This window comes from Agarivorans albus (genome assembly GCF_019670105.1).
GTDB lineage: Bacteria > Pseudomonadota > Gammaproteobacteria > Enterobacterales > Celerinatantimonadaceae > Agarivorans > Agarivorans albus.
In genome coordinates this window covers 2914831-2941328 of the sequence record NZ_AP023032.1, presented here as the reverse complement: position 1 = coordinate 2941328, position 26498 = coordinate 2914831, and the positions used below count along the sequence as shown (strand labels likewise).

Sequence of the window (26498 nt, the reverse complement as noted above, 5' to 3'; positions counted from 1 at the left end):
TTAACATGCAAGCAGCGAAGAATGCTAAACGCTATAAAGGGATTGTCTTAGCCGGTGGTAGCGGCACCCGCTTACACCCCATCACCATGGGGACTTCCAAGCAATTATTGCCGATTTACGACAAGCCGATGATTTTTTATCCGCTATCGGTACTGATGCTCTCAGGGATAAGAGAGATATTAATTATCTCTACTCCAGAAGACTTGCCTAATTACCAAAAGTTGCTCGGTGACGGTAGCCGATTTGGTATAACATTGGGCTATGCTGAGCAGTCTAGCCCTGATGGTTTAGCACAAGCGTTTATTATTGGTGAGCAATTTGTTGGCGATGATAATGTGGCGCTGATTTTAGGCGACAACATTTTTTATGGCCAGCACTTTAGTGAAAAGTTGCTAAATGCCACGAGTAAGGCTTCTGGCGCGACCGTATTTGGTTATCACGTCACCGACCCTGAACGTTTTGGGGTGGTGGAGTTTGATGGACAAGGTAAGGCCTTAAGTATTGAAGAAAAGCCACTACAGCCTAAGTCCAATTATGCCGTTACCGGCCTCTATTTTTATGATAATCAGGTAGTTGAGATTGCTAAATCTATCCAACCTTCCGCGCGTGGGGAGCTAGAAATTACCGATGTGAACATGGCGTATCTTGAAAAGGGGATGCTGAATGTTGAGCTGCTTGGGCGCGGCTTTGCCTGGTTAGATACCGGCACTCATGATTCGCTGTTAGAGGCCGGGCAATACGTGCAAACTATCGAGCATCGCCAAGGCTTAAAAGTCGCCTGCTTAGAAGAAATTGCTTTTCACCAAGGGTGGTTGAGCGAAGAAGTACTGCAAGCTCAAGCCTATGCTCTGAAAAAGACAGGCTATGGGCAGTACTTAAAACGGCTTTTAGACGAGCAGAGCGCGGCGCTAAACCAGTAATAGGATTAAGGAATGCAGAGTGAACGTAATAGAGACGAGTATCAGTGATGTTAAAATCATCGAACCTAATGTGTTTGGCGATGAGCGTGGCTTTTTTTTAGAGACCTTTCAAGCTGAGCGTTATAAAGCGTTACTAAATATTGACCTAGACTTTGTGCAAGATAATCACTCTCGCTCTGGTCTTGGGGTATTGCGCGGCTTACATTTTCAAAAAACCAAACCGCAAGGCAAGTTGGTGCGAGTGGTACGCGGCAGCGTGTTTGATGTTGCAGTGGATATTCGCCCTGATTCACCTACCTTTGGCCGTTGGGCAGGGGTGACGCTCAGTGAAGAGAATAAACGCCAGTTTTGGGTCCCGCCAGGCTTAGCCCATGGTTTTGTGGTGACCAGTGAGGTGGCCGATTTTGAGTACAAGTGTACCGATTACTACGACCCCAGTGACGAAGGCTGCTTAGCCTGGGATGACAGTGAAGTGGGCATTGTGTGGCCACTTAAGGATGTGCAGCTCTCAGACAAAGATAAGCAAGGCTTAGCCTTAAAGGAGTTATTCGCGCGATGAAAATAATGCTAACTGGCGCAAACGGTCAATTAGGCTCCTGCTTACAAGACTTAGCCGCAAATAGTGATGTTTTTAGTATTATCGCTACCGACTATCAAGAGCTTGATGTTACCAATGAGCAGGCCGTTAGCGAATTCGTGGGGAATGCCCAGCCAGATATTATTGTCAATGCCGCAGCGCATACTGCAGTTGATAAAGCGCAAACTGAAATTGAATTGGCCACTGCGATTAACGCAAAGGGACCTGAATACTTAGCAAACGCGGCGAGGGAGGTTGGCATTCCCACTATCCATGTTTCGACAGATTATGTGTTTGATGGCACTGCCTCCACCCCGTATTTACCTACTCATCCAGCCAAGCCTTTAGGGGTCTATGGTGAGACCAAGTGGCAGGGTGAGGAAGCGGTGCGCAATGCGCTTGCGGAGCACATTATTATACGTACTGCTTGGGTATTCTCTGAGTATGGCAATAACTTTGTGAAAACCATGCTGCGTTTAGGTGGCGAGCGAGAAGCGCTTGGCGTGATTGCCGACCAATATGGTTGCCCCACTTATGCAGGGGATTTAGCCGCCGCTATTTTACATTGTTGTGCGCAAATAAAGGGCGGTAAAACTGCCTGGGGCAGTTATCACCATTGTGGCGATTTACCCACCTCTTGGCATGGGTTTACTCGGGCGATTTTGGCCGAAGGGCTAGCCCAAGGCAAGTTGGCCAACGCGGCGAAGCTAAATGCCATTAAGACCGAAGACTATCCGCTGCCTGCGCCACGCCCAGCATATTCGGTGATGGATTGCGGCAGTATGTTTGATGCTTGGGGAGTGGGTGCTAGTGACTGGCGCAGGGCCTTATCTCGCGTCGTAGCCAAGCTTTAATTGGATGATAAACGTTTTAAGCTGTAAAGTGTCACGATTCATAGCTAACATTATTATGCCCACTTTTGTAGAGAAGAGTTAATGAAAATAGCAGTAGCTGGTACAGGTTATGTAGGCCTGTCCAACTCTTTGTTGATAGCACAGCATCATGAAGTGGTTGCTGTGGATATTGTCCCTGAAAAAGTAGCCATGCTTAACAACAAGCGTTCGCCGATTGCTGATGTTGAGATTGAAGATTTTTTAGCCAACAAAACGCTTAACTTTACCGCTACGCTCGATAAGCAGCAGGCTTATGCCGATGCAGATTATGTAATTATTTCTACCCCTACCGATTACGATCCAGAGACTAATTATTTTAATACTAAGTCTGTAGAAGCGGTAATTAGAGATGTGTTAGAAATAAACCCACAAGCGGTGATGGTGATTAAATCAACCGTGCCGGTCGGATACACTAAATCTGTACGTGAAAAACTCTGCGTAGATTGCATTATTTTCTCGCCAGAGTTTTTACGTGAAGGTCGAGCCTTGCATGATAACTTACATCCTTCACGGATAGTGGTGGGTGAAGAGTCTGAACGTGCGCAAGTATTTGCCGATTTGTTGGTAGAGGGTGCCGTAAAAGAAAACATCGACGTACTGCTAACAGACTCTACCGAGGCAGAAGCAATAAAACTGTTTGCTAACACCTACTTAGCGCTGCGAGTGGCCTATTTTAACGAGTTAGATACGTACGCCGAAACCCATGGTTTAGACAGCCGCCATATTATTGAAGGCGTAGGCTTAGATCCACGCATTGGTAATCACTATAACAACCCTTCTTTTGGTTATGGTGGCTACTGTCTGCCTAAAGATACCAAACAGTTGTTGGCAAATTATAAAGACGTACCCAACAATATTATCGGTGCCATTGTAGATGCAAATACTACTCGTAAAGACTTTATTGCTGAATCAATAGTAAAGCGTAACCCTAAACGAGTGGGGGTGTATCGCTTAATCATGAAGTCGGGCTCGGACAACTTCAGAGCTTCGAGTATTCAGGGAATAATGAAGCGGATAAAGGCTAAAGGTATTGAGGTGGTGATCTACGAACCAGTGATGGAAGAAGAAGAGTTTTTCCATTCTAAGGTTTATCGTGACCTTGAAACGTTTAAACAAGAGTGTGACGTAATTATCGCAAATCGAATGGTTGACGAGATCAAAGATATCGCTGATAAAGTGTATACTCGCGATCTGTTTGGTAGTGATTGAGTCTACTGATTTTTTCTGAAGCTTGAGCCAGGGTATTAGCCTTGGCTTTTTTGTTCTAGTTTGACTCAACTGCGGGTGACGTAGATTATAATCTTTTTTCGGAGTAATTATGGCAAGAACCGCAGCAGCGCTTCATGTTTTGGTTAAGCATAAGGAACAAGCTGAGGACATTATGGCTCAGCTTAAAAAAGGCGCGAAGTTTCAAACCTTAGCCAAAAAGCATTCTAAATGTCCCTCTGGAAAACGGGGCGGTGATTTAGGTGAGTTTCGGCGCGGACAAATGGTGCCGCAGTTTGACAAGGTATGCTTTAGTGGCGAAATACTTGTGCCGCACCTAGTAAAAACTAAGCACGGTTGGCATGTGGTTAAAGTGCTTTATCGAACTTAATCTTCGACTGCTTTCTTGTTTATAGTTAGCGTTAGACTTTAAGAGCTAGCTTCATCGTTATTCTTTTTAGAGCTATTTTTTCAGCTTGTTAAAGTACCTGTTGAAACTACGAGCAGCTTTCTGGCAGGTTGTGTTCAACTCTAATCTGTTTTAGTTTAGTTAAGCTTTCTGACAGCTCAGTTTGAGCTTCAAGTACATTGCTCACTTGTTTGTCCAGCTTGATAATTTCGGCATAGCTGGCGTTCAGTTTTTCAACATCTCCCGTTTCGGCGTAGATTAATGCTTCTAACCATACACCCGCCTCTTGGTAATGAAGCTCACTGGCAGCTTTGGATAACTTAGCTTTACTTAACGCGCTAGAGTAATCACACTTAGCCAATGCAACTATGCCATCAACAGCTGGTTCGCCAATAGCGACAACAAGCTGTTCTTTGCTTGGTAGTTGATTGGTGCTGTTTTCAGTAGTTTGTTGTGGTGCTTCCTTTGCAGAGCTTTGTTTAGCATCTTGTACTGCCCCTACTGCAGCGCCTGATGCTGCACCTACCGCTGCGCCTCTCGCTGCCGATTCCAAAGGATCGCCGCCCCAGATTAATCCCGATACTAAGCCGCCAGCAGCGCCTGCTAAAGCACCTGTTCCAGCGCCTTCTGCGGTATTTGCGCAGCCACTAGTGTTAAAAAGGCTAATGGATAGAAAGCTCGCTGAAGCAAGCTTGAGTAATAGCTTTTTGTTCGGAATAATTTGTTTTAGTAAGCTTTTAGCCATTTTACGTCCTTGGTGTAATAGCGTTCGATTATCCAGGCGTTTGTCGCAGTGGTAACTAGGGATCTCTTTTCTAAATAGTAAACTATGCGTAAGTGAAAAGCTGTTAATTTACTCAATTGATGTTAGCTCACGATTTGGTATTTTTTAGGCAATAACCGAAACATAATATTGGGCTAAACCGAGTTCAGTGGTACATTTGTGCTGCGAAATCATTAAGTTTTTGTTTTGTTTGTTAATGAGTACATTCAGTATGGATACTGAAGAAAGCTAAGGATTGGTTATTAGATATGTAACAACATGGGTAATGGCGTGAAAGTTACTCATATTCTTTGGAACATGCTTGGGTTGCTGTTCCCGCTACTCGTCGCCGCGATCTCCATACCAAATTTAATTGAAAGTATTGGCCTAGAGCGCTTTGGGTTTATAGCCCTTGCTTGGGCTGCTATTGGCTATGCCAGTATTTTAGATTTAGGGATTGGAAGGGCAGTCACGCAAAAAGTAGCAAGCTACATTGGTGCTAATCAGCACCAATGTATTTCTCCTTTGGTATCTACCGCTCTCACTTTAACCTCTATTTTTAGTGTGATTTCTCTGTTTGCTGTAGTTGTTTTTTTAGCAGCTGGCTTACAAGAGTACATTCCACGCGAAGATGTCACTAATGAAGAACTTACATGGTCAATTGCTTTACTTGCATTAGCTATTCCGTTGCAAGCGTTAAGTGCCACCTATAAGGGGGTTAACGAGGCTTATCTAAACTTTAAGGGAATTAGTGTTCTTCGCATGCTGCTTGGCGCTGCAAATTTCGGCCTACCTTTTATTGTTTCTATGTATAGTCAGAACCTAAGCTTGCTTATTGCTAGCTTGGTCGTTTCTCGGCTTGCCGCTTTTTTTGTTTATCGGGCTTTTGCTAATAAACAAATGGATGAAGCTAACTTGCTGCGGGTATTTGTTTTTGAGCTTAGTCTAGTACGAGAACTCTTTACGTTTTCCGGTTGGGTCACTTTAAGTAGTATTATTGGGCCGTTCCTGGTTCAGGTAGATCGCTTCTTTATAAGCATTTTGTTGTCGGCTTCAGCGGTCACGCTTTATGTGATTCCTTATGAGGTGTCAGTTCAATCTTTAGTGGTGGTTGGAGCGATTAGTTCAGTTGCTTTTCCTACCATTAGTCGGCTGCTTACGGCTGATAGGCTGCAAGCTAGCGCTGTTTTTAAGCGTTGGTTAATCATCGTAATTATCGGTATGGCCTTTGTGTGTGGCTTGTTGTTTTGGCTAATGCCTTATCTATTAAGACTATGGGTGGGGCAGTTTGTTGATGATAGCTCAATTCTGGTAGGCCAAATTATGTGTGTGGGTGTTTACCTTAATGCGATAGGAGCAATGTTATATGCTTGGTTACACGCTAACGGTAAAACTAAAATTACTGCGTTAGCGCACTGTATTGAGCTGCCGATTTTTGTCGCTTTACTCTATTTTTCTATTGGCCAGTGGGGCATCGTAGGGGCAGCTATTGCTTGGGTAATTAGGGTGCTTCTTGATACAAGCCTGTTGTCTTTAGCAACATTGAGTTTGGCAAAACAGTATAATGCTAATTCGGAAGATGCTTTAGATGTTTCCTAGCTTACTGTCGGTCATTGCGTGTGTCATTGCCTGCTCCTTTGTGGTGTTTAATAGTGTTGTATTTAAAGACTTTCGACACCCTGCCATTATTCACTCAGTTATGTGGGCGTCTATTTTAGTGCTACATACCTTTGTGCCGCATGGTTTGTTTCCTGCTGGACCTCATGTTCTCTCGGTAGTGTTGTTTTCTTTAGCTTGCTTTACCGGCGGCGCAATTCTTGTTGCTTATTTGTTTCAGCACCGAAATTCCGAAGACATTGTGAGTCGTTATGACGTTCCGTATTTTAGGCGATTTTATATTGGCTACTTTGTTATGGCAGCCTTGGTTTCGCCATTAATGTTTAATCGAGCTCGGTCTATTGCCGCCCATGGCACCACCGATTCATTTATGATGAACCTTCGGCTTGGCTTAAATAACGAAGCCTTTGGTGGCAGTTTTGGTTGGATGGGATATTTAAGCTTAGTGGCTTTGTCGGCTTTGTTTCTTGTTGCTTTAGATATTGGCAACAAGCGAGGAAAACAGTGGTTTTTGCTGATACTTCCTGTTGCGCTGTTCTATGTACTAATGAGTACCGGACGAACTTACTTTTTTCTTTTAGTTATTACTCTTCTGTTTATCTTCTCGTTTATTAAACCCGAAAAATTTGGCTTAAAAGCTTTTGCTAGTGGTTTTTTCCTCATATTTGTTTTCTTTTTTTTAATTGGAACCATTATGGGGAAAGTTGGTGAAGGGTCGGGTGGGGCTCTTTCAGCGCTTTATGTTTATCTGCTCGGTGGCGTATCGGCAATAGATGTTGTTTTGAGCACCCAGCCCGATTTAGCTTACGGTTCAAATACATTTAGAACGTTTTACGCTGTGTTAGCCAAGTTAGGTTTTGAATGGAACCCAGTTAAGTTGGTGAAAGACTACGTATACATTCCACATGCAACTAATGTGTATACGGTTTTTTATCCGTATTATTTGGACTTTGGCTTAAGTTACATACTCATTTCACAATTTGTATTCGGTGTTTTTCATACCGTTTTATACAAAGGTGCAATACGCGGAGGCTATGGGTATATTCTTGCGTACTCAATTAGCGTGTACGCTTTGTTTATTCAATGGTTTCAAGATCAGTATTTATCCTTACTTACCTCTTGGCTCATTGTTTTTGCATTGCTTGCTATGCCACTTATCTTGACTAAAAAAAGCGCGAACTAAGGACTGGTTTTGGCTGTAGATATCGTTATCGTAAATTGGAACTCTAGAGAATTATTAGAAAAGTGTGTTGAGTCGATCATCAGGTTTGGAGGCGAACATCTCGGAAAAATCGTGGTTGTTGATAATCACTCTAGTGATGACTCATTGCGCTTTTTAGCTGATTACCCTGAAGTAGACTTACAACAACTCACTGCCAATAAAGGCTTTGCCAGGGCTTGTAATTTAGGGGCTGCGCAAAGCAGTGCTGAATATCTACTTTTTCTAAATCCCGATGCGGCGTTATACGAAGATACGCTTAACGGGGTTGTCGATTTTATGCAGCACTCCAGTAATCAAAACGTTGGCATTTGTGGGGTCAAATTAATGGATGAGCATAATCAGGTTGCTAGAAGCTGCTCGAGAACTGCCTCTCCTTTAGGCTTGTTTTTTCACTCTTTAGGCTTAGATAGGCCTTGGCCAAAGCTAGGTCAGGCCATGAGGGAGTGGGACCACTTAAGTAACCAAAAAGTTGACCAAGTTATCGGTGCATTTTACTTCGTGAGAGCGAAACTGTTTGCTGATTTGTCAGGTTTTGATGAGCGATTTTTTGTTTATTATGAAGAAGTTGACTTTGCTTATAGAGCACTGAAAAATGGGTATTCAAGTTATTTTCTATCAGATGTTAGTGCCTATCACTTAGGAGGTGGAACCTCCGATCAAGTAAAAGCAAGCCGCTTGTTTTATTCATTACGCAGTCGCTTGCAATATGCTTATAAACATTTTGGTTACGCTCAAGCGAGTTTTGTTGCTTTTACGTCGCTGGCCTTAGAACCTATCGTTCGGTCGTTAAAAGCTTTAATGCGTGGCGATATTCAGAGTATAAAAGAGACCTTCACTGCGTATAAAAAACTAATACTTTGGGGAGTTGGGCAAGCTAGTGAGTAAAATAATTAAGGTGCTAGCGTTAACTAAGTATTCTTCTCAAGGTGCTAGTTCGCGATTAAGAACGCTACAATACCTTCCTTACTTAGAGGGCCAAGGCATTAATGTTGAGGTAAACAGCTTATACGATAACGCTTATCTGAATAAGCTATATGCCACCGGTAAAAGAACAGGCTTTTTAAACCGCTATTTGTTACGGTTAAAAGTATTGTTTAGTGCTGCTCGCTACGATTTAGTGTGGATAGAAAAGGAGGTGTTTCCTTTCTGTCCGGCGCTGATAGAGCGTTTGTTCAAACTGTTTCGTATTCCTTATGTTGTTGATTATGACGATGCTATCTATTCCCACTATCAGCTTTCGAAACATTGGTTGGTAAGAGTTTTACTTAAACATAAAATCAGCAAAGTCATGCAGTTATCTTCCCACGTTAGTGCTGGTAATCAACACTTAGCTGATTATGCAAAATCTTCAGGTGCGCGGGCGGTTTCAATTATCCCTACCGTTCCAGATTTACAGCGTTATCACACTAAAGCACAGAATGAAGAACAGTCTTTAGTAATAGGTTGGATAGGCAGTCCCACCACTCAAGTCTACTTATATGATATTGCAGAGCAGCTAGCTTGGCTTGCGCAAAAGTACTCTGTTCGTTTGCATTTAATGGGAGCGACAGAGGACGCCATTTCGAATCTGCCAAACACTAACATAGAAATTTTTCCTTGGAGCGAAGCCGGTGAAGTTCCATTTATTCAGAATCTAGATATCGGCATTATGCCGCTTAAAGATGGTCCATGGGAAAAAGGAAAATGTGGTTATAAGTTGATTCAATATATGGCTTGTGGCGTATCAGTAGTTGGTAGTCCTGTAGGCGTTAATGAAAAAATTGTTCTTGAAAGTAATAGTGGTTTATTGGCTGATACTCCCGAGTCTTGGCAAGAGGCATTGGTCGCCTTGCTTGAGTCCAAAGATAAGCGAGAAGGGTATGCTAATAACGGCCGTAAGGCGGTGGAGGAGTATTATTCTTTGCAGGTTCAGCAAGTTACGTTAGCTAATGTTCTGCGGGATGTCGCCGGGGCAAAGCAAGGGGAGTCGAATACTTAGATGGCCAAGAAAAGCAAGAGCAGCAAGAGCAGCAAGAGCAGCAAGAGCAGCAAGAGCAGTAAACTGAATTCAAGTAGGGTATTGGTAATCGCCAGCTTTGCTGATTCCATTTTAAGCTTTCGTGGTGATTTGCTTAAAGCGATGCAGCAACAGGGGAAAGAAGTACATATTGCAGCGCCAGACTTTTCTCTAGAGCAGAAAAAAGCCCTGCTTGAATTGGGCATTACCCCGCATGTTTATACCTTGCAGCGTACTGGTTTAAATCCAATAAAAGATGCTGCCAGTGTGTGGTCGCTATTTCGTTTAATTCGCAGACTAAAACCTCAGCAAACGCTTGCTTATACCATTAAGCCGGTCATCTATGGAGCGCTTGCTGCTCGCTTCGCTGGTGTAAAAAGTATTTACTCGATGATTACCGGCTTGGGTTACGTATTTACTCAGCAGAATACAATTAAACAAAAAGTGCTGCATTCCCTCGTTAGTCTTTTGTATAAATCAGGCTTAGCCTGCTCAAACGGGGTGTTTTTTCAAAACCCAAATGACCGTAAGCTGTTTGTTGATAAGAGCTTAGTTCCAAAGCAAAAAACCAAGCTAATTAACGGCTCTGGGGTTAATTTAGCGCGTTTCCCACTGCTAAGTTTACCCGCTTTAGATCGCCAGCAGCCCCAAATACACTTTTTGTTAATTGCTCGGCTGCTTAAAGATAAAGGTGTTGAAGAATACGCCGCTGCTGCCCAAAAGCTTAAACAGCAAGGTTACCAATGTGTTTTTCATTTGGCTGGTTGGATTGATGATAACCCGAGCGCGATTGCTCAAACCGATTTAGATACTTGGGTTGAAGAAGGTACTGTTAAGTATCACGGCCGAATAGAGGATGTGGCAGGATTAATTGCTCAATGCCATGTTTATGTTCTGCCATCTTACCGTGAGGGTACGCCTCGAACGGTTTTGGAAGCAATGAGTTGTGGTCGGGCAATTGTCACCACTGATGCGCCAGGCTGCAGGGAAACCGTGACCGAAGGGTTGAATGGTTACTTAGTGCAGCCACAAAGTGTAGATTCATTAGTTGAGGCTCTAAAACGTTATTTCGAGCAACCTGAGCTGCTTACTCAACAAGCCGCTGAAAGCCGTCAGCTAGCAGAGCAGCGTTATGACGTTCGTTTGGTTAATCAACAAATCTTGCAATACATGGATGGAGAGAGTTAGTTGTTTAAGGACAAGGTGTTTTACTTTTTTGAACGGATCGCTGCGGCAATTTTGTTGGTGTTATTGTCTCCGTTATTTTTGTTGCTCTGCTGGCAGGTAGCATCAAAGCTTGGCAAGCCCATTTTTTTCACTCAGCTGCGCCCTGGTTTACACGGTAAAGCGTTTAATATGATTAAGTTTCGCAGCATGCGCGACGATAAAGATGCTCAAGGTAACTTACTCTCCGACGCAGAACGACTAGGCTCATTTGGCCGCGCTCTTCGAGCAAGTAGCGCCGATGAACTGCCAGAATTGTGGAATATTGTAAAAGGTGAAATGAGCTTTGTGGGGCCACGTCCATTGCTTATGGAGTATTTGCCCCTGTACTCGCCTGAACAGGCAAAGCGGCATGATGTTAAACCTGGGATAACCGGTTGGGCGCAAATTAATGGCCGTAATGCATTAAGCTGGCAGGAGAAATTTGAGCTGGACGTTTGGTACGTTAATAACCGCTCCCTTATATTGGATATCAAAATACTGATACTTACCGTGAAAAAGGTGTTTGTGAAAGACGGTGTGAGCGCAGAAGGCGAGGCAACTATGAGCAAATTTACTGGGAACAGTGAATCATGAAATTAGCTATTTATGGAGCCGGAGGACACGCCAAAGTTGTTGTGGAGTTAGCTAAGCAGTTGGGTTATCAAACTATTTGTTTGTTTGATGAGCGCTGGCAAGAGCTTGACGAAGCCGAAGGTTGCCAAGTGATTGGCGGTTGGGCAGAGATGCTCAGCTTTTTCACCACTAATACCGATTACGATGTGCACGTTGCTATTGGCAATAATTCCACACGCTTGAGCCGTTTACAGCAGCTTCAACGGTTAGGCCTTAAACTACCGATACTGATTCACCCTAAAGCCCATGTGTGTGCCTCGGCGCGACTTGGTGAGGGGAGTGTGGTAATGGCTAATTCAACAATAAGCGTAGGGGTTAGTTTAGGTATCGGTAATATTATAAATCATAATAGCTCAGTTGATCACGATGTTCAGTTAGGTGATTGTGTACATGTTTGCCCAGGTGTTCATCTCGCCGGAGAGGTGAGTGTGGGAGACGAAAGTATGTTAGGAATTGGCAGCTGCGTTATTCAGGGAATTATCATTAAGGAGCGAGTGTTGGTAGGGGCTGGCGCGGTAGTGGTAAAAGATGTGAAGTCTGCTGAAAAAGTGTTCGGTAACCCAGCTAAAACACCTTAATTCACACTACTAAAGTTGTAGATTGAGTAGTTTTACAGCAATATAGGGAAGGTGTTTTAAAGGACTAAAAAAAGTAAAAATGCGAGATTTACCTTCTTGGCCAAGCTTTACAGAGCAGGAAGCTCAAGCTGTAAGTGATGTACTGCTATCAAATAAAGTTAACTATTGGACTGGTACCCAAGGCAAAACCTTTGAGAAAGAGTTTGCTGCTTGGGCTGAAACCAACCACGCAGTCGCTGTAGCAAATGGCACCTTAGCGTTAGAGCTAGCCCTGCGTGCTTTAGGCGTTACCTCAGGCGATGAGGTGATAGTTACCTCGCGAACCTTTATTGCCTCGGCCAGCGCGATTGTAAATGTTGGCGCTAAACCTGTTTTTGCCGATGTTGATTTAGCCAGTCAAAATATCACCGCAGAAAGCATAAATGCAGTTCTTAGCAAAGCAACTAAAGCCATTATTTGTGTGCACCTTGCAGGTTGGCCCTGTGAGATGGACACAATCAATCAGCTTGCAAAACAACATGATTTGTATGTGATTGAAGATTGCGCGCAAGCCCACGGTGCTCTTTATCGCGGTAAGCCAGTGGGTGGATTAGGTGATGTAGCTGCTTGGTCATTTTGCCAAGATAAGATTATGACCACGGGTGGTGAAGGTGGCATGGTCACCACCAATGATAAGAATTTGTGGGAAAAAATGTGGTCGTATAAAGACCATGGTAAGTCTTACGATACCGTGTTTAATAAAGCGCACCCGCCAGGATTTCGTTGGCTACACGAGAGTATTGGTAGCAATTGGCGGATGACTGAGATGCAAGCTGCTATTGGTCGCATTCAATTGACTCGCATGGCCGATTGGCAAAAGCAGCGTCAAGCTAATGCGTTGCAGCTGGCTAAATGCCTAGCTGAATTTTCATTTATTAAAATTCCTCAGCCTCCCAAGCATATTCAACATGCGTTTTATAAGTTTTATGTGTTTGTTGATAGCAATCAACAAACAGTAAGTCGCGATCAATTAATTGACGCACTAAATGCAGCAGGAGTGCCTTGTATGCAAGGTAGCTGCGGAGAAGTGTATTTAGAGAAGTCGTTTGACGGCTTAGATGTGAGGCCGCAACGACCATTAACTAATGCTAAACACTTAAGTGATACAGCCATTATGTTCATGGTTCACCCAACCATTACTACGCAGGATATGCAGTATTTATGCAACCTTGTTGAAGATTGCTTAAGCCGTATATCTTCAGAGATAGCTGTTTGACTGGATTTGTCTAAAAAGGAATTTAGATGTTACCGCAATTTAATTTGATGAGTTTATTCGAGCGGCCAAGCCGTCGACAAAAAGTTGCGCTGATTTTTTCGCTCGACATAGTCTTTTTAAGTTTAGCTTTTTGGGGCGCACTTTGGGTACGCTTTGAGAGCCACCATTACTTTTTTGACACGCCAACCTGGATAACTTTTGGCTCGGTAATTGTCACAACGCTGGTGGGCTTTTGGTATTTTGGCCTTTATCGGGCGGTGCTTCGTTATATCAATGAGAAGAACTTACAAGCAATCTTGTTTAGTTTTGCCAGTGCCACCCTTTTAATGATTGTCACCTCATTTTACTTACAAGCGGTGATTCCTCGTACAGCCCCGTTCATTTATTTAGCTTTTGGCATAATTATGTGTGGCGGAGTGCGCTTTGCTATTCGTTACTTATTTGTGTGGATAGAAAACAGTACTAAACAAAATGTAATTATTTTTGGTGCTGGAGACAGTGGTCGCCAGTTATTACAAGCTATTGGTCAAGGTGATGATTTTCAGGCGGTAGCATTTATTGATGATAAGAAAGAATTGCGTCATTCCTTGATTCACGGTTTAACCGTTTATCCTCCTCAACAATTACCAATGTTGATTCATCGCTTCCATGTCAGCAAGGTTCTATTGGCTATTCCAAACGCCGGTAAAAAGCGTCGTTCCGAAATTCTTACTTCCCTTGCTGATTTAAATACCGAAGTTCTCACGGTTCCTCGTTTAAATGATTTGGTGACCGGTGAAGCTAAAGTTGACCAAATCAAAGAGGTAGAAATTGAAGATTTATTGGGGCGCGAAGCAGTAAGCCCTGATTCTCATTTAATGGACAGTTCTATTCGCCATAAAACCGTGCTGGTAAGTGGTGCTGGTGGCTCTATTGGTTCTGAGCTTTGTCGTCAAATCATCCAGTATAGGCCCAAGCGTTTGTTGCTTGTTGAGCGCTCAGAAGTGGCTTTATATGAAATTGAACGTGAACTAATAAAGCGATGTGAAGCCTTAGCACTTAACGTTGAACTGGTGCCATTGATGATTTCAGTTCAGCATTTACCACGATTAAGTGCCATGATGCAGGCCAATAATGTAGATACGGTGTATCACGCTGCTGCTTATAAACATGTGCCCTTAGTTGAACAAAACGTGGTTGAAGGTGTATGTAACAATGTGTTTGGTTCTTACAATATCGCCCAAGCCGCAATTAAAGCAAAGGTAAGCACCTTTGTATTGGTATCAACCGACAAAGCGGTTAGACCAACCAATGTAATGGGAGCAACCAAACGTTTGGCAGAGCTAGTGATGCAGAGCTTAGCTGAACACCAGTCGGAAACTACCATTAGCATGGTGCGTTTTGGCAATGTATTGGGCTCGTCTGGTTCGGTTATTCCTCTGTTTAAAGAACAAATTCGTAAAGGTGAAGACTTAACCATTACTCACCCAGACATTATTCGCTACTTTATGACAATTCCAGAAGCTGCTCAGTTGGTAATTCAGGCAGGATCAATGGCTAAGGGCGGCGAGGTTTTTGTATTGGATATGGGCGAACCAGTGAAAATTGCTGAGCTTGCTAAACGCATGGTTCACCTTTCTGGTTTAGAAGTAAGGGATGAAGCCAATCCTGACGGTGATATTGAGCTTAAATATACCGGATTGCGCCCTGGCGAGAAGCTGTATGAAGAGTTGCTGGTGGGCGATGATGAGCGACCAACCGACCACCCACGTATTCTTACAGCCAACGAGAGCTTTATGCCTTGGGCAGAGTTGATGGCTTTGTTTGATGAGCTAAACCAAGCGTGTGAAGCCATGGACGAGCAAGCGGTAATTGCATTATTAAAACAAGCACCTTTGGCCTATTGCCAAGAACAAGATAAGCCACAGCTTAAGGCTGTTTCGTAGTTGAACAGCCCGCCGCTAACGCTTACCTTAATCCGAGGTTTACCGGGTAGCGGCAAGTCTACCTTAGCCGCCACTTTAGACGCTGTTCATCTAGAAGCAGATATGTACTTTGTCGATAAACAAGGCACATATAATTATCGCGCCGAAGATATTTGGCTGGCCCATCAATGGTGCCAGCAACAAACCGAGCAGCAATTAGCCTTGGGCAAAAATGTGGTGGTGGCGAATACTTTTGTCAAACAGTGGGAGATGCAAGCTTATCGCGACTTAGCGCTTAAGTATAAAGCTGTATTAGAAGTAAAATGTTGTAACGGCTGTTTTCCCAATATTCATGATGTAAGTGATTCGGTGATAAAAAAGATGCGCGATAACTGGGAAGATTAGGAAATAAAAAAGGCGCTAACAGCGCCTTTTTTATTTGAAGCATTAAGCTGTTTTCGGCTCTGCGTACATTGCGCTTATTTGCTCAGCAAAGCGGCTCTCAATCACTGCTCGTCGCAGTTTTAAAGTCGGTGTTAGCTCACCTTGTTTCATGCAGAATTCGCGTGGCAGTAGGGTAAACTGTTTTACTTGCTCAAACCTAGCCAGGTTGGTTTGTACTTGCTTCAGTCTAGCTTGAATAAGGTTTTTGATTTCTGCATTCTCAAGCAGTTCGTTTCGATGCTGCCATTTAATACCTAGTTGTTTAGCGTGTAGCTCTAGGGCTTCAAAAGCTGGAACAATTAAGGCCGAAACAAAATGGCGTGCGTCGGCAATAATGGCAACTTGTTCAAATAAAGGTTCGCGAATCAAAGCGCCTTCTACTCGCTGGGGGGCAATGTATTTCCCTCCAGAAGTTTTCATAAGCTCTTTAATTCGTTCGGTTAACACTAGGTTACCTTCCGCATCTAGCTTTCCTGCATCTCCGGTATGTAGCCAACCATCTACTATGGTGTCGGCAGTGGCTTGTGGTTTATTAAAGTAACCACGCATTACGGTGTCACCTTTAATTAAAATCTCTCCTTGCTCAGAGATTTTTACTTGTAGCGCTTCTAAAGGCTGACCAATGCTGCCGATGGTTTTTTTAGTTTGGCTGTAACAAGATACCGTAGCGGTAGACTCAGTCATGCCGTAGCCATAGTTAATGGGGATATCAAGGCTTTGAAAAAAGCTGTTAATGTCGTCTGCCAATTTAGCCCCCGAGCAGGGCAGTAACCGAGCTGGGCCAAATATTGCGCGAAGTTTCTTTAGCACAAGTTTGTTGGCAAGCACATAGCGTACCTTTAGCAGCAGGCTAGGTGTTAGGTTATTTTGCTTTGCAGCCAATCGTTGTTGCGCCACGCTTAAGGCCCAATTGAATAGCACTTGTTTAGTTTTTGGGGCCGCGGCAACTTTCTGCAAAATGGCAGCGTGGATTTTTTCATAGAGGCGCGGAACACTGCACATTAAGGTTGCTTGGCTACGTGGCAATGCTTCTTGAATTTGAGCTGGATCCTCTAGGTAAATATTGCTCGCACCACGATATAGGATGTAATAAGTCCAAGCTCGCTCAAATACGTGGCTTAGCGGTAAAAAGCTTAGTGATACATCGTTAGAGCTTACGTCTAGGCGCTGGTCATGCATGGCAAAAGCTGCTGCAAAGTTAGCGTGATCAAGCATTACACCTTTGGGTTCACCAGTAGTGCCAGAGGTGTATATAAGTGTCGCAAGGTCACTCATTTGTTGGTTTTGTTGGCGCAATAACAGCGTTTGCGCTTCGTCTGCTCCACCTAAATCAAGTAACTGTTGCCAGCTCAATACGTTTTCTTGTTGAGTGAGCGGACTTTCTTCAAAACAAATAAGTGTTTCAATTTGTCCTGCATTTAACAGCTTTAAACCTATCTCTATTTGCTCTTGTTGGCCCACAAATAATATTTTGCAGCCCGCATCCTCTAATATGTATTGGCTTTGCTCTAGCGTGTTGGTTGGGTAAATCGGCACTACACAACCGCGCGCCGCTAAAATGCCTAAATCGGTGATAGTCCATTCAGGCATGTTGGGTGACATAATTGCCACGCCTTGTTGTTCTTCATGGCCTAGTTTAATTAAGCCTTTTGCTACTTGCGTCCATTGCTGCGAGAAATCCTTCCATGTAAAACACTGCCAAGCTTGGTTGCGCCAAATTTTTAGCGCAACCTGATCTAACTGTTGCTGAGCTTGTTGGCTAAGCAAGTTAACGATGTGCTGCATGTAATTACCTTTATGAGGATGAGGGCGAATAGCCATAATTAGGGGGCTATTCTAGGTAGTTTTATTTGAGCGAACAAGTGTAAGCTAAACAGAACCGAAATATTATTTGGGTTTTATAGTGAAATTGTGGGCAATTACCGCATATCAATATGACAAATTGGCTATATGGCCAAGTTTTATACAAAAACTTGGGGCTGCTCATATCTAAAGGAAACATAATCGAATTATGTCATTTACTGCTATCCTGATAGTTAGGTAAACGTTGTCTTTGATGTGTTGCAATAAGTTGGTGAGGGTAATAGTTTCCCTTGGTGAGAGCTATTACCCACAAAGAAACATATTAAAAGATTGCTGAAGTGGCTAAGTGACAGCGCTGATAAGCTGTTTTGGCGACGCTACTGTTGTTTACCCAAGGCTATGTTTGTTGGTGCTTGTAAGACGATGTGAGGCTGTTTATTTTGTGCTAAATCGCAAAAATTGCCAATAATTAAATTACTTTATATTTAAAAGTGGAAACGTTTACCCTTTCGTGCTTCAATATACTTATTCGAAGCTGTTAAAGCAGTTTTTTGTAGAACTGGGTGCAGCATAAGCTGTACAGATTTTGGAGAACGTGATGAATAAGGTCTTGGTTACAGGCGGTATGGGCTACATTGGCAGCCATACTTGTGTACAACTGATTAATGCTGGTTTAACCCCCATTATTCTAGATAACCTATGTAACAGTAAGCGTGAAGTACTTGCACGAATCGAAACCTTAACCAAACAACAACCTGCTTTCTACCAAGGTGACGTGCGAGACCGCGCGGTACTAGAAAAGATCTTTAGCGAACACAATATCGACTCTGTCATTCATTTTGCTGGCTTAAAAGCAGTGGGTGAGTCAGTTGAGAAGCCTTATGAGTACTACGACAATAACGTGACAGGTTCATTAGTACTAATAGATGTGATGCGTAAAGCGGGTGTAAAAAGCATTGTATTTAGCTCTTCGGCTACGGTGTACGGCGAGCCAAGTGTTATGCCAATCAACGAAGATACTCCAACCGGTGATGTGACTAACCCTTACGGTCGAAGTAAGTTTATGGTGGAAGAGTGCTTCCGCGATATTCAGCTCGCAGCGCCAGATTTAAGCGTTACCTTACTGCGCTACTTTAATCCTGTTGGCGCTCATCCTAGTGGCTTAATGGGTGAAGACCCTCAAGGTATTCCAAATAACTTAATGCCGTTTATTGCGCAAGTTGCTGTAGGACGCCGAGAGAGTTTGTCAGTATTTGGTGATGATTATCCAACCCCTGATGGCACTGGCGTTCGTGACTACATTCACGTTATGGATTTAGCTGATGGTCACGTTGCAGCCTTAACCAAAATTGGTGAGCAAGCCGGTTTACATATCTTCAACCTCGGAACCGGTAAAGGTAGCTCTGTGCTTGAAATGGTAAAAGCATTCAGCGCAGCTTGCGGTAAAGATATCGCTTACCAAATTTGCCCGCGCCGTAATGGCGACATTGCTGAATGCTGGGCCGCCACCGATAAAGCGGAAAAAGTTTTAGGCTGGAAAGCCACTCGCAGCATTGATGACATGACCGCTGATACTTGGAATTGGCAGTCAAATAACCCTAAAGGTTACGACCAGTAAAAGTTTAGAAAACAGAAAGCACTTTTGTGGGTGCTTTTTATGGAGTAAGAAAATCTCATGTTAGACACTCAATTCGACCCAACAGAGCATCCGCACCGTCGGTACAACCCGTTAACTGGACAGTGGATCTTAGTTTCTCCGCATCGTGCTAAGCGCCCGTGGAGCGGCCAAGATGAAACCCCGTCTACTGCTGAGCTTCCTAGCTACGACGAAGGCTGTTTTTTGTGTGCAGGTAATACCCGAATTTCTGGCGATGTAAATCCAGATTATAAGGGGACTTACGTATTTGGAAATGACTTCGCGGCATTGATGACGGATTCACCCGACGTGCCTAAGTCAGCCGATCCCTTGTTTACCAGTATGGAAGCTCGTGGTTTAAGTCGAGTGATTTGTTTTTCTCCCGACCATAGCAAAACCTTACCCGAGCTTTCGGTACCCGCTATTCGAGGTGTTATCGACACTTGGAATGAACAAATCGAAGAACTTGGTAAAGACTACCTTTGGGTTCAGGCTTTTGAGAATAAAGGTGAAACCATGGGCTGTTCTCAGCCTCATCCTCACGGCCAAATTTGGGCCAACAGCTTTTTACCTAATGAGATTGAGCGTAAAGACAAGCATTTACGAGAGTATTACCAGCAACACGGCAGTAACCTTTTAGTTGACTATGCAGCAAAAGAACAAGCTGATGGTGTACGAACGGTTGTTGAAACCGAGCATTGGCTGGCTGTAGTACCTTATTGGGCTGCATGGCCGTTTGAAACGATGCTACTGCCTAAAGCGTATATTCGCCGAATGAGCGAACTATCTAATGAGCAACGTGATGACTTGTCTCTTGCCATTAAAAAGTTGACTAGTCGCTATGACAATCTGTTTAAGTGTTCATTCCCTTACTCAATGGGGTGGCACTATGCGCCTTTCTTTAAGGAAGGGGACACTTCTACAGAGCATTGGCAATTACATGCTTTGTTCTACCCACCGCTATTACGTAGCGCCAGTGTGCGCAAGTTTATGGTGGGCTACGAAATGCTTGCAGAAAGCCAGCGTGACTTAACCGCCGAACAAGCGGCTGCAAAGCTTCGTGACCTAAGTGACGTACATTACAAAGAACAAGATCAGTAAAGGAGCCGATAATGACAGATCACCAACAACAACTCATTGATAAGGTTGCTAGTGCCTTTACTGAAATGACCGGGCAAGCACCTGCAAAGCTGATACAAGCACCTGGGCGGGTAAACCTCATCGGTGAACATACCGATTATAACGATGGTTTTGTATTACCTTGCGCTATTGATTACCAAGCAGTAGTGGCTGCGTCTCCACGTACAGACAGTATTGTGCGGGTGGTATCAGTAGATTACGGCAATCAAGTTAACGAGTTTGATATAAGCCAACCTTTGGTATTTGACCAAGACCTAATGTGGGTTAACTACATTCGTGGGGTTATTTCAGTATTGCTGAACAAAGGTTTCACTTTTTCAGGTGCCGATATTGCGGTGAGTGGTAATGTGCCACAAGGTGCGGGCTTAAGCTCTTCGGCCGCGTTAGAAGTGGTTATTGGTCAAACGTTTAAAACGCTATACGAACTGGATGTGTCGCAACAGCAACTTGCCTTAATTGGACAAGAAGCTGAAAACAACTTTGTAGGTTGTAACTGCGGCATTATGGACCAACTTATTTCAGCCGAAGGTGAAGCAAACCACGCCTTGCTTATCGATTGTCGTTCATTAGAAACCAAAGCGGTAGCCATGCCAGAAGATATGGCGGTTGTTATTATTAACAGCAATAAAAAACGTGGTTTGGTAGATAGTGAATACAATACTCGTCGTGAGCAATGTGAAGCTGCTGCTAAAGGTTTAGGGGTAAGTTCTTTACGTGATGTTAGTGAAGCGATGTTTGCAGAGAACTCTGCGAGCCTCGATCCTATTGTGGCGAAACGTGCGCGTCATGTAATTACCGAAAATGCCCGTACATTGGCTGCATCGGAAGCGTTAAAAGCCAACGATATGGCAAAACTGAGTGTGCTAATGGAACAGTCTCATGCTTCTATGCGTGATGATTTCGAAATTACGGTGCCGGAAGTAGACGGTCTTGTAGACATTGTTAAGCAAGTGATTGGCGCAGAAGGCGGCGTTCGCATGACCGGTGGTGGTTTTGGAGGTTGCATTGTGGCCTTGATGCCACCTGCTTTAGTGGATGGTGTGTGCCAAGCGGTTGAGCAGAAATACCAAGCATTAACAGGGCTAAAAGAAAGCATTTATGTGTGTAAGGCAATGCCTGGAGCTGGTGCTATTTAACTTCTAAGTGTTCATGCAAAAGCCTCGACTTGTTCGAGGCTTTTTTGTTTCCAGTTATGCTAAATGTTGAAGAGTGACAGGGGTGACCCGCACACTAAATTAGGTGTGCGACTTACTCTAGTGTCCCCTTAGTTCAGCTGGATAGAACAAGGACCTCCTAAGTCTTAGACACAGGTTCGAATCCTGTAGGGGACGCCACAAACAAAGAAACTCGCCAGCAAGGCTGTGCGCCTTTTACCGAGCAGCGACTAGCCTAAGACCCCCAAATTTGCGATTATAACGGTCAAATAAATTAGGAGACTTATTTAGGCAATTTTCTCAACATCATCCTCTAGTTAATAGGAGAGGAGCTCTAAAGTTAACAGTGTCAGCTCGTTTGATTTTGATATCGCTTAATATAATTAATAATATCAGCCATCGCTTCCCGCCTTGCTAGAGAACGTCGATAACTAAGGCGCTCAGACTTCAAGCTTCGAAAAAGCCTTTTTCACCTAAGTTAACCCATGAATCATCGCTTTTGTCGCCATTTATGTGCACTAAATCACCGCTAGGCATTTTCCCCGTCATATAAAGGTATGCTAAGGCGTCTGCGCGATACTTGCCGCCAGCAACACTAATGTAGCTGTAACCATCTTCTAACACTTCACCAGAAAATGCTGATAATATGTCTGGTTCTTCAACCCGCACTAAACGTGAAAACCGGCCATTCTTTGGATCGTATATGAAACGCGCTAAAAGCTGATTTTGAGATATGGTAGGTACTAGTTTTTCGTTTTCAGGGATCTGTGAAGCGAAGTTTATGCCGTTTACGTTTCTCATATTATTCTCCAATTTAAAGGGCGGAGGTTCGACGCTACCCTTTATCTAGTAGCTATTTCTGATCGTATTTTTACTTTAGCGGCGACTGAAACTTAAAATTGACATTCTACGATCCTCTACCCTAATGTCAGTTGAATACTCCTGTTAATTCGCACTACGTGTTCCACCATCGACTCCGGTTGGTGCTCAATGGAATTCATGACCTTAGCTATCAAATTCGTAAGGGACGTCTGCTTTCCTTGATTAGGCTTAATCTCACCTAAAAGTGAAAAGGTAGGCACTGCAATAATCAGTGAGTGAGTTGAGAGGAGGTTGGGTGTAACGATTCCCGCTAGATGGTTGATATCATTGCATTATGCGATTCACCTAGCGTATATGAATTATACATAGTTGAGCAAAGGGTTGCGTGATAACATCTGTGTTGTCAGAAGGATAGTCTGATGAAAAAAGCTAGATAGGAAGTCGCCCAAGGGCGGCTTTTTTGTGCCCAAAAGAAAATTGTAACTAGCAGCCAACAGCGGTACCAGCTTTAGCTCATTTTCTGTGGGTGACTTTAGCGTCAAATAAGTTGAATACATTGGTAACAAGTGTGTGGCTATCTAAGTATTTGCTCGTTACTAATGGCTTATAAAGCACTGTAATCAATATAGTGAGCTAGTTTCACTTTCAAGGCACGCATAATGTAGATTGACGAGGTAAGAACATGAAGGGTGTAAGTTTTCACAAACGAGATGCACTATGGATGGCTCATATAATTGTCGAAGGGAAACGCAAGCATTTAGGGTGTTTTAAGAAGCAGGAAGAGGCTATCGCCGCCCGCAAAGCTGCGGAAAGTGAGTGTGCGAAGGAGGCTGCGTAGCTATATCAATAAAAAAAGCCAAGTGTGCTGTAAATCAATTATGGTGCAGCAAGGTGCGACACACATAAATGAGGGCTAGAGCTTACTTTGTTACGCAGATACTGGCGTCCCCTACAGGATTCGAACCTGTGTCTAAGACTTAGGAGGTCCTTGTTCTATCCAGCTGAACTAAGGGGACACTAAAGTAAGGCGCACACCTCGTTTAGTGCGCGGGTACATTATACTCAGCTTTAACTTTATGAAAAGCAAAGCCTTACTGTTTGCTTACTAAGTCACCAAGTTGAATATTTGCCGTCATGCTTGGGTCAACCGCTACCACGATGGCACTCTCTTGATACACTTGCTCAATTCTTACCATGCTGTCAGCCATAATTTGCTCTTGGCGTGGAATGTCCCAGTTTCCCCAGTGATAGTTTTGATGAATCAAGTTTAACAACATGCCGCGGTTAAGCTGATTCGCTTTCCCTAGGTTTATTTGCCAGCGATCTGGTCCCAGTACTTTCACCACGCTGCCTTGTAAGGGTTGGCAAGCCAGTAGAGCATCTACTTCGGTAACCACTTGTTGCAAGGTCGCGTTTACCGTTTCTCCATAGGCCGATAACCAAAACTCCGCAGAGTGGGGTGATACCACTTCTCTGGCGTCAAACTCCCATGGCGCGTTTACTGAAAAGCGCTTGTTGTATATTTCTTCTAAATCAATGGCGTTGTATACCCTGGCATTCACCACAAAGTAACGTTGCGGATAACTAAGGTTAATAAATTTAGGTTTGTGCACTTGGTCCAGTGAAATGTTCTCGATTTCTAAGCCAAGCAAATATTGTGCGCCATAACGATCGGCAACATCTTTAATGCCCTTGTAGTTATGTTCTCCTGGTTTGTAATAATTTAAAGGTAACTTTGGTGGGGGCTTTACGTTGAACTGATTACCCACTTGGCGAGCAATGTCGTAGGTGCGTTGCTCAACTGCTGGTGATAGCTCTTGTAGTTGGCCCACACGCGCTTGATGTTGCTGTTTTAAGAAGGGAGGGAGCAGCAACATGTTTTTGCTATAGCCACTGGCTTTACACTGGCTGGTAGCCGGGAATACGTCGGCCTGTAAAATTATATAGTATTGTTGGCCGTGATTACCGTCGTCTAATACGGTTAGGTTATGCAAGGAGCCTTTAGAGACCACTTCAATTTGATCAAGCGTGAGTTGCCCGCCAGAGACTTTGCTAATGCTGGTAACAGACGCCCCCGAATACAACAGAAGCTGCTTAACCGCATCTTGGGTAGCTAAGCTTTTGGCTTGCTCAAAGTCGTTGTTTACGATGGTGGCTTGGCCCTTAGCCTCGTACCATATTGCCTGTGTCGACATGCTAATTAGCATCCCAACTAAAAGAATTATCTGTTTCATAAGGCCCTCCTATGTTTCGGAGTAAGCAATAACTATACCCAAAATAAAACGCTATTTTTTTGACTGGAACGGTTATTGCTTGGAACAGGGAAGTCGGAGGAGATTGATATGCGATATACGACACTATTTATTTTGCTGGTAACGCTACAAGGATGCAATACCAGTTTACATCATGTTTCTAATTATCCTTATGTGGAGCCACGAGAGCAGCAAGATGCCGCTTTGTATGTGCATGTCGACAACCTGTCTCAACAGTTAACTGATGACGTGGATTTAACTGAGACTGACTCTGTGGCCATAAGCACGGTGGTGGATCTAGACAACTTGCAATCGAGCGATGGGTTTGGGCGGCAAGTGGCAGAGGCAATGTTTGCCGCTTTATCGCGTGAAGGCGTAAATATGGTAGAGCCGCGCCTTACTGGACGTTTGCAAATGGACCCAGGTTTCGGCGAATTTTCGTTATCGAGAGATGCAGATTTACTGAGTACTGAAATGGAAATTACCTACGTGGTGGTTGGCAGTTTTCAGCGAACCACTTCTGGTAGGCATGTGAATCTTCGTTTAGTTGAGCTATCTAGCCAAGCGGTTGTGTCGGCTGCTTATCAATTTATCCCCAATATGGCGGGGGCAACTTCACCGCGTGTGACTAGTGTAAATGGGAGCTTGCAGCGTCATGAACAATCTGTACTTTAGATCGTGGTTTATTAGTTTAGCGGTTTTGTTGTTGCTAGCTTGTACGCCAACAACCCAAGTTAAACAAGTTGAATGGACTTATGAGCCACCGGGTGACTTTACCGTGGTTAATGCTGTTGGCTATGCGCCTATTAGTCAGCAACGTGGCGCAGACATGAGCGCTAAACAATTACGCGCAATGAAAGCCTCTAAGTTAGATGCTTATAGAGAGCTTTCTGAGCAAGTGTATGGCCAACATATCGATAGCACCGCAACAGTCAGCGATATGGTGCTTGGTAACGAGCGTTTAGCCGCCTCGGTTGCCGGGGTAATTCGTGGTGCTAAGGTGATTAATGCCTACGCAGTTGACGATGTATATGTCACTGAGTTGCAACTTGATTTCCGAGAAGTGTACCGCGTTACTATGTCTATGGCGCCAACTCGCCATCTTGAGAGTCAAAAAACCGTTCATTTTTAGTAAAGATTTTACCTTTCTGGCCGATACTTAAAGCGTAATAGACGATTAAGGAAGCGACATGAAAGGTATATCTTTAGTAGCCTTGGCTACTTCAATGCTGGTGGGGTGCTCGAGTTCCCCATCAATGCAAAAAGTGGTGGTGTACGATGGCTCAAAGCATCACGCCGCACATACTCACAACGCTCACTATATGGAAGGTGTTGTAGATGAGAATGGGCAGTTGTTTTTAAGTGGAATGCAAAGCCGTTCGCTTAACCCTGCCAGCCCAGATATGAGTGACCCTGATGTTCAGCACTCACTTACAGATTATGTAAACCTAATGTCGCAACGCCTAGTCTCAAGCTCTCACTATGTGAATGCTGATACACCAATCGGGGTGGCTTCGTTTGTTCCTTTAGATAATCTTCGTACCACTGATTTATTTGGCATGCAGCTAGCCGAAAGCTTTGTTTACGAGATGCAGCAAAGTGGCTTTTCGGTGATTGATTATAAAACCACTGGTTTTATTCGCATTACCCCAGAAGGGGACTTTGTATATAGCCGCAACGTAAAAGAGTTGTCAAAGCGTTTACCCATTGAGTACTTACTTGTAGGCACTTTTAGTAAATCAAATAAAGGTATTTTGGTTAACGCGCGGATCGTTGGCGCCCAATCAAAAGTCGTAGTCGCTTCTGCTCAAGAGCTTATTCCCAATGAAGTGTATCAAAGCAAAGTACCTGCACCAGTTAAGCGAGACGGGGTAATGATTATCGAGTCGCGTAAGCAGGCCAGTAAAACTAAGATGCCGATGGGGGAGCGTGGTTAGTTAATTTCGTCTATTACTGTTATACGCAAAACCCTAGCCTTGGCTGGGGTTTTGTTGTTTTTGAATATGTAACTACCACAAGCAGTACTTTTCCAATTAACAACAGTAGAGCATTCAGACGTTCAAATTCA

The 26498-nt window shown here is 43.8% G+C and carries 25 protein-coding genes and 2 tRNA genes; 22 read left to right on the top strand and 5 right to left on the bottom strand.

What is annotated here, in order from left to right:
• Positions 1 to 5 precede the first annotated feature (5 nt).
• The 5 genes from rfbA to ppiC all read left to right on the top strand — a co-directional run bounded on the left by rfbA (position 6) and on the right by ppiC (position 3987).
• Entirely contained in the window at positions 6 to 920 is a 915-nt protein-coding gene (gene rfbA / locus K5620_RS13255) for a glucose-1-phosphate thymidylyltransferase RfbA (protein WP_221077379.1), read from the top strand.
• 19 nt (positions 921 to 939) lie between these two features.
• A complete protein-coding gene (gene rfbC / locus K5620_RS13250) occupies positions 940 to 1479 on the top strand; it encodes a dTDP-4-dehydrorhamnose 3,5-epimerase (RefSeq protein WP_221077378.1) in 540 nt (179 codons plus the stop codon).
• Positions 1476 to 2351 (top strand): dTDP-4-dehydrorhamnose reductase, encoded by an 876-nt coding sequence (rfbD, locus tag K5620_RS13245; RefSeq protein ID WP_016402509.1) that lies wholly within the window; start codon positions 1476 to 1478, stop codon positions 2349 to 2351. Before rfbC ends, rfbD begins: the two co-directional genes overlap by 4 nt.
• Before the next feature lie 81 nt (positions 2352 to 2432).
• A complete protein-coding gene (locus K5620_RS13240; RefSeq protein WP_016402508.1) occupies positions 2433 to 3599 on the top strand; it encodes a nucleotide sugar dehydrogenase in 1167 nt (388 codons plus the stop codon).
• Between the two features lie 109 nt (positions 3600 to 3708).
• Positions 3709 to 3987 (top strand): peptidylprolyl isomerase PpiC, encoded by a 279-nt coding sequence (gene ppiC, locus K5620_RS13235; protein WP_016402507.1) that lies wholly within the window; start codon positions 3709 to 3711, stop codon positions 3985 to 3987.
• A gap of 106 nt (positions 3988 to 4093) precedes the next feature.
• On the opposite strand, the gene K5620_RS13230 is transcribed toward ppiC, so the two are convergent.
• Positions 4094 to 4750: a glycine zipper family protein gene (locus tag K5620_RS13230; protein ID WP_016402506.1), complete on the bottom strand. Its 657-nt coding sequence runs from the start codon at positions 4748 to 4750 to the stop codon at positions 4094 to 4096.
• Positions 4751 to 5059: 309 nt separating this feature from the next.
• On the opposite strand from K5620_RS13230, the gene K5620_RS13225 reads away from it, so the two are divergent.
• The 10 genes from K5620_RS13225 to K5620_RS13180 all read left to right on the top strand — a co-directional run bounded on the left by K5620_RS13225 (position 5060) and on the right by K5620_RS13180 (position 15584).
• Entirely contained in the window at positions 5060 to 6367 is a 1308-nt protein-coding gene (locus K5620_RS13225) for a flippase (RefSeq protein WP_215426435.1), read from the top strand.
• On the top strand, positions 6357 to 7568 hold the full coding sequence (locus K5620_RS13220) for an O-antigen polymerase (RefSeq protein ID WP_221077377.1): 1212 nt from the start codon (positions 6357 to 6359) through the stop codon (positions 7566 to 7568). Before K5620_RS13225 ends, K5620_RS13220 begins: the two co-directional genes overlap by 11 nt.
• 9 nt (positions 7569 to 7577) lie before the next feature.
• Entirely contained in the window at positions 7578 to 8492 is a 915-nt protein-coding gene (locus K5620_RS13215) for a glycosyltransferase family 2 protein (protein WP_016402502.1), read from the top strand.
• Complete coding sequence (locus K5620_RS13210) at positions 8485 to 9585, top strand: glycosyltransferase (RefSeq protein ID WP_016402501.1); 1101 nt, start codon at positions 8485 to 8487, stop codon at positions 9583 to 9585. Before K5620_RS13215 ends, K5620_RS13210 begins: the two co-directional genes overlap by 8 nt.
• On the top strand, positions 9586 to 10791 hold the full coding sequence (locus K5620_RS13205) for a glycosyltransferase family 4 protein (protein WP_016402500.1): 1206 nt from the start codon (positions 9586 to 9588) through the stop codon (positions 10789 to 10791). It abuts the gene before it with no gap.
• Entirely contained in the window at positions 10792 to 11403 is a 612-nt protein-coding gene (locus K5620_RS13200; RefSeq protein WP_016402499.1) for a sugar transferase, read from the top strand. It begins immediately after the preceding gene.
• Entirely contained in the window at positions 11400 to 12020 is a 621-nt protein-coding gene (locus K5620_RS13195; protein WP_016402498.1) for an acetyltransferase, read from the top strand. Before K5620_RS13200 ends, K5620_RS13195 begins: the two co-directional genes overlap by 4 nt.
• A gap of 79 nt (positions 12021 to 12099) precedes the next feature.
• Entirely contained in the window at positions 12100 to 13275 is a 1176-nt protein-coding gene (locus tag K5620_RS13190; RefSeq protein WP_016402497.1) for a DegT/DnrJ/EryC1/StrS family aminotransferase, read from the top strand.
• Between the two features lie 26 nt (positions 13276 to 13301).
• Complete coding sequence (locus K5620_RS13185) at positions 13302 to 15200, top strand: nucleoside-diphosphate sugar epimerase/dehydratase (protein WP_016402496.1); 1899 nt, start codon at positions 13302 to 13304, stop codon at positions 15198 to 15200.
• Complete coding sequence (locus tag K5620_RS13180; RefSeq protein ID WP_016402495.1) at positions 15201 to 15584, top strand: AAA family ATPase; 384 nt, start codon at positions 15201 to 15203, stop codon at positions 15582 to 15584.
• Between the two features lie 42 nt (positions 15585 to 15626).
• Here the strand turns inward: K5620_RS13180 and K5620_RS13175 are convergent, their stop codons facing one another.
• Positions 15627 to 17408, bottom strand: a complete 1782-nt coding sequence (locus K5620_RS13175; RefSeq protein WP_016402494.1) for an AMP-dependent synthetase/ligase — start codon at positions 17406 to 17408, stop codon at positions 15627 to 15629.
• A 616-nt stretch (positions 17409 to 18024) separates the two neighbouring features.
• Between K5620_RS13175 and galE the strand changes: the two genes are divergently transcribed.
• The 4 genes from galE (at position 18025) to K5620_RS13155 (ending at position 21536) form a co-directional block, all read left to right on the top strand.
• Entirely contained in the window at positions 18025 to 19044 is a 1020-nt protein-coding gene (galE, locus tag K5620_RS13170) for a UDP-glucose 4-epimerase GalE (RefSeq protein ID WP_016402493.1), read from the top strand.
• A 57-nt stretch (positions 19045 to 19101) separates the two neighbouring features.
• On the top strand, positions 19102 to 20163 hold the full coding sequence (locus K5620_RS13165; RefSeq protein ID WP_221077376.1) for a UDP-glucose--hexose-1-phosphate uridylyltransferase: 1062 nt from the start codon (positions 19102 to 19104) through the stop codon (positions 20161 to 20163).
• A gap of 11 nt (positions 20164 to 20174) precedes the next feature.
• Positions 20175 to 21338 (top strand): galactokinase, encoded by a 1164-nt coding sequence (gene galK / locus K5620_RS13160; protein WP_016402490.1) that lies wholly within the window; start codon positions 20175 to 20177, stop codon positions 21336 to 21338.
• Positions 21339 to 21460: 122 nt separating this feature from the next.
• Positions 21461 to 21536 (top strand) — tRNA-Arg (locus tag K5620_RS13155).
• Positions 21537 to 21803: 267 nt separating this feature from the next.
• On the opposite strand, the gene K5620_RS13150 is transcribed toward K5620_RS13155, so the two are convergent.
• The 3 genes from K5620_RS13150 to K5620_RS13135 form a co-directional block, all read right to left on the bottom strand.
• On the bottom strand, positions 21804 to 22157 hold the full coding sequence (locus K5620_RS13150; RefSeq protein WP_016402489.1) for an HNH endonuclease: 354 nt from the start codon (positions 22155 to 22157) through the stop codon (positions 21804 to 21806).
• A gap of 961 nt (positions 22158 to 23118) precedes the next feature.
• Positions 23119 to 23194, bottom strand: a tRNA-Arg gene (locus K5620_RS13140).
• 75 nt (positions 23195 to 23269) lie between these two features.
• Positions 23270 to 24412, bottom strand: a complete 1143-nt coding sequence (locus K5620_RS13135; protein WP_016402488.1) for a flagellar assembly protein T N-terminal domain-containing protein — start codon at positions 24410 to 24412, stop codon at positions 23270 to 23272.
• A gap of 108 nt (positions 24413 to 24520) precedes the next feature.
• On the opposite strand from K5620_RS13135, the gene K5620_RS13130 reads away from it, so the two are divergent.
• The 3 genes from K5620_RS13130 to K5620_RS13120 are packed head-to-tail and all read left to right on the top strand — an operon-like array spanning position 24521 to position 26367.
• Positions 24521 to 25105 (top strand): FlgO family outer membrane protein, encoded by a 585-nt coding sequence (locus K5620_RS13130; protein WP_016402487.1) that lies wholly within the window; start codon positions 24521 to 24523, stop codon positions 25103 to 25105.
• Complete coding sequence (locus tag K5620_RS13125) at positions 25086 to 25562, top strand: LPP20 family lipoprotein (protein ID WP_016402486.1); 477 nt, start codon at positions 25086 to 25088, stop codon at positions 25560 to 25562. Before K5620_RS13130 ends, K5620_RS13125 begins: the two co-directional genes overlap by 20 nt.
• Positions 25563 to 25620: 58 nt before the next feature.
• Complete coding sequence (locus K5620_RS13120; RefSeq protein ID WP_016402485.1) at positions 25621 to 26367, top strand: FlgO family outer membrane protein; 747 nt, start codon at positions 25621 to 25623, stop codon at positions 26365 to 26367.
• The last annotated feature ends 131 nt before the right edge of the window (positions 26368 to 26498 follow it).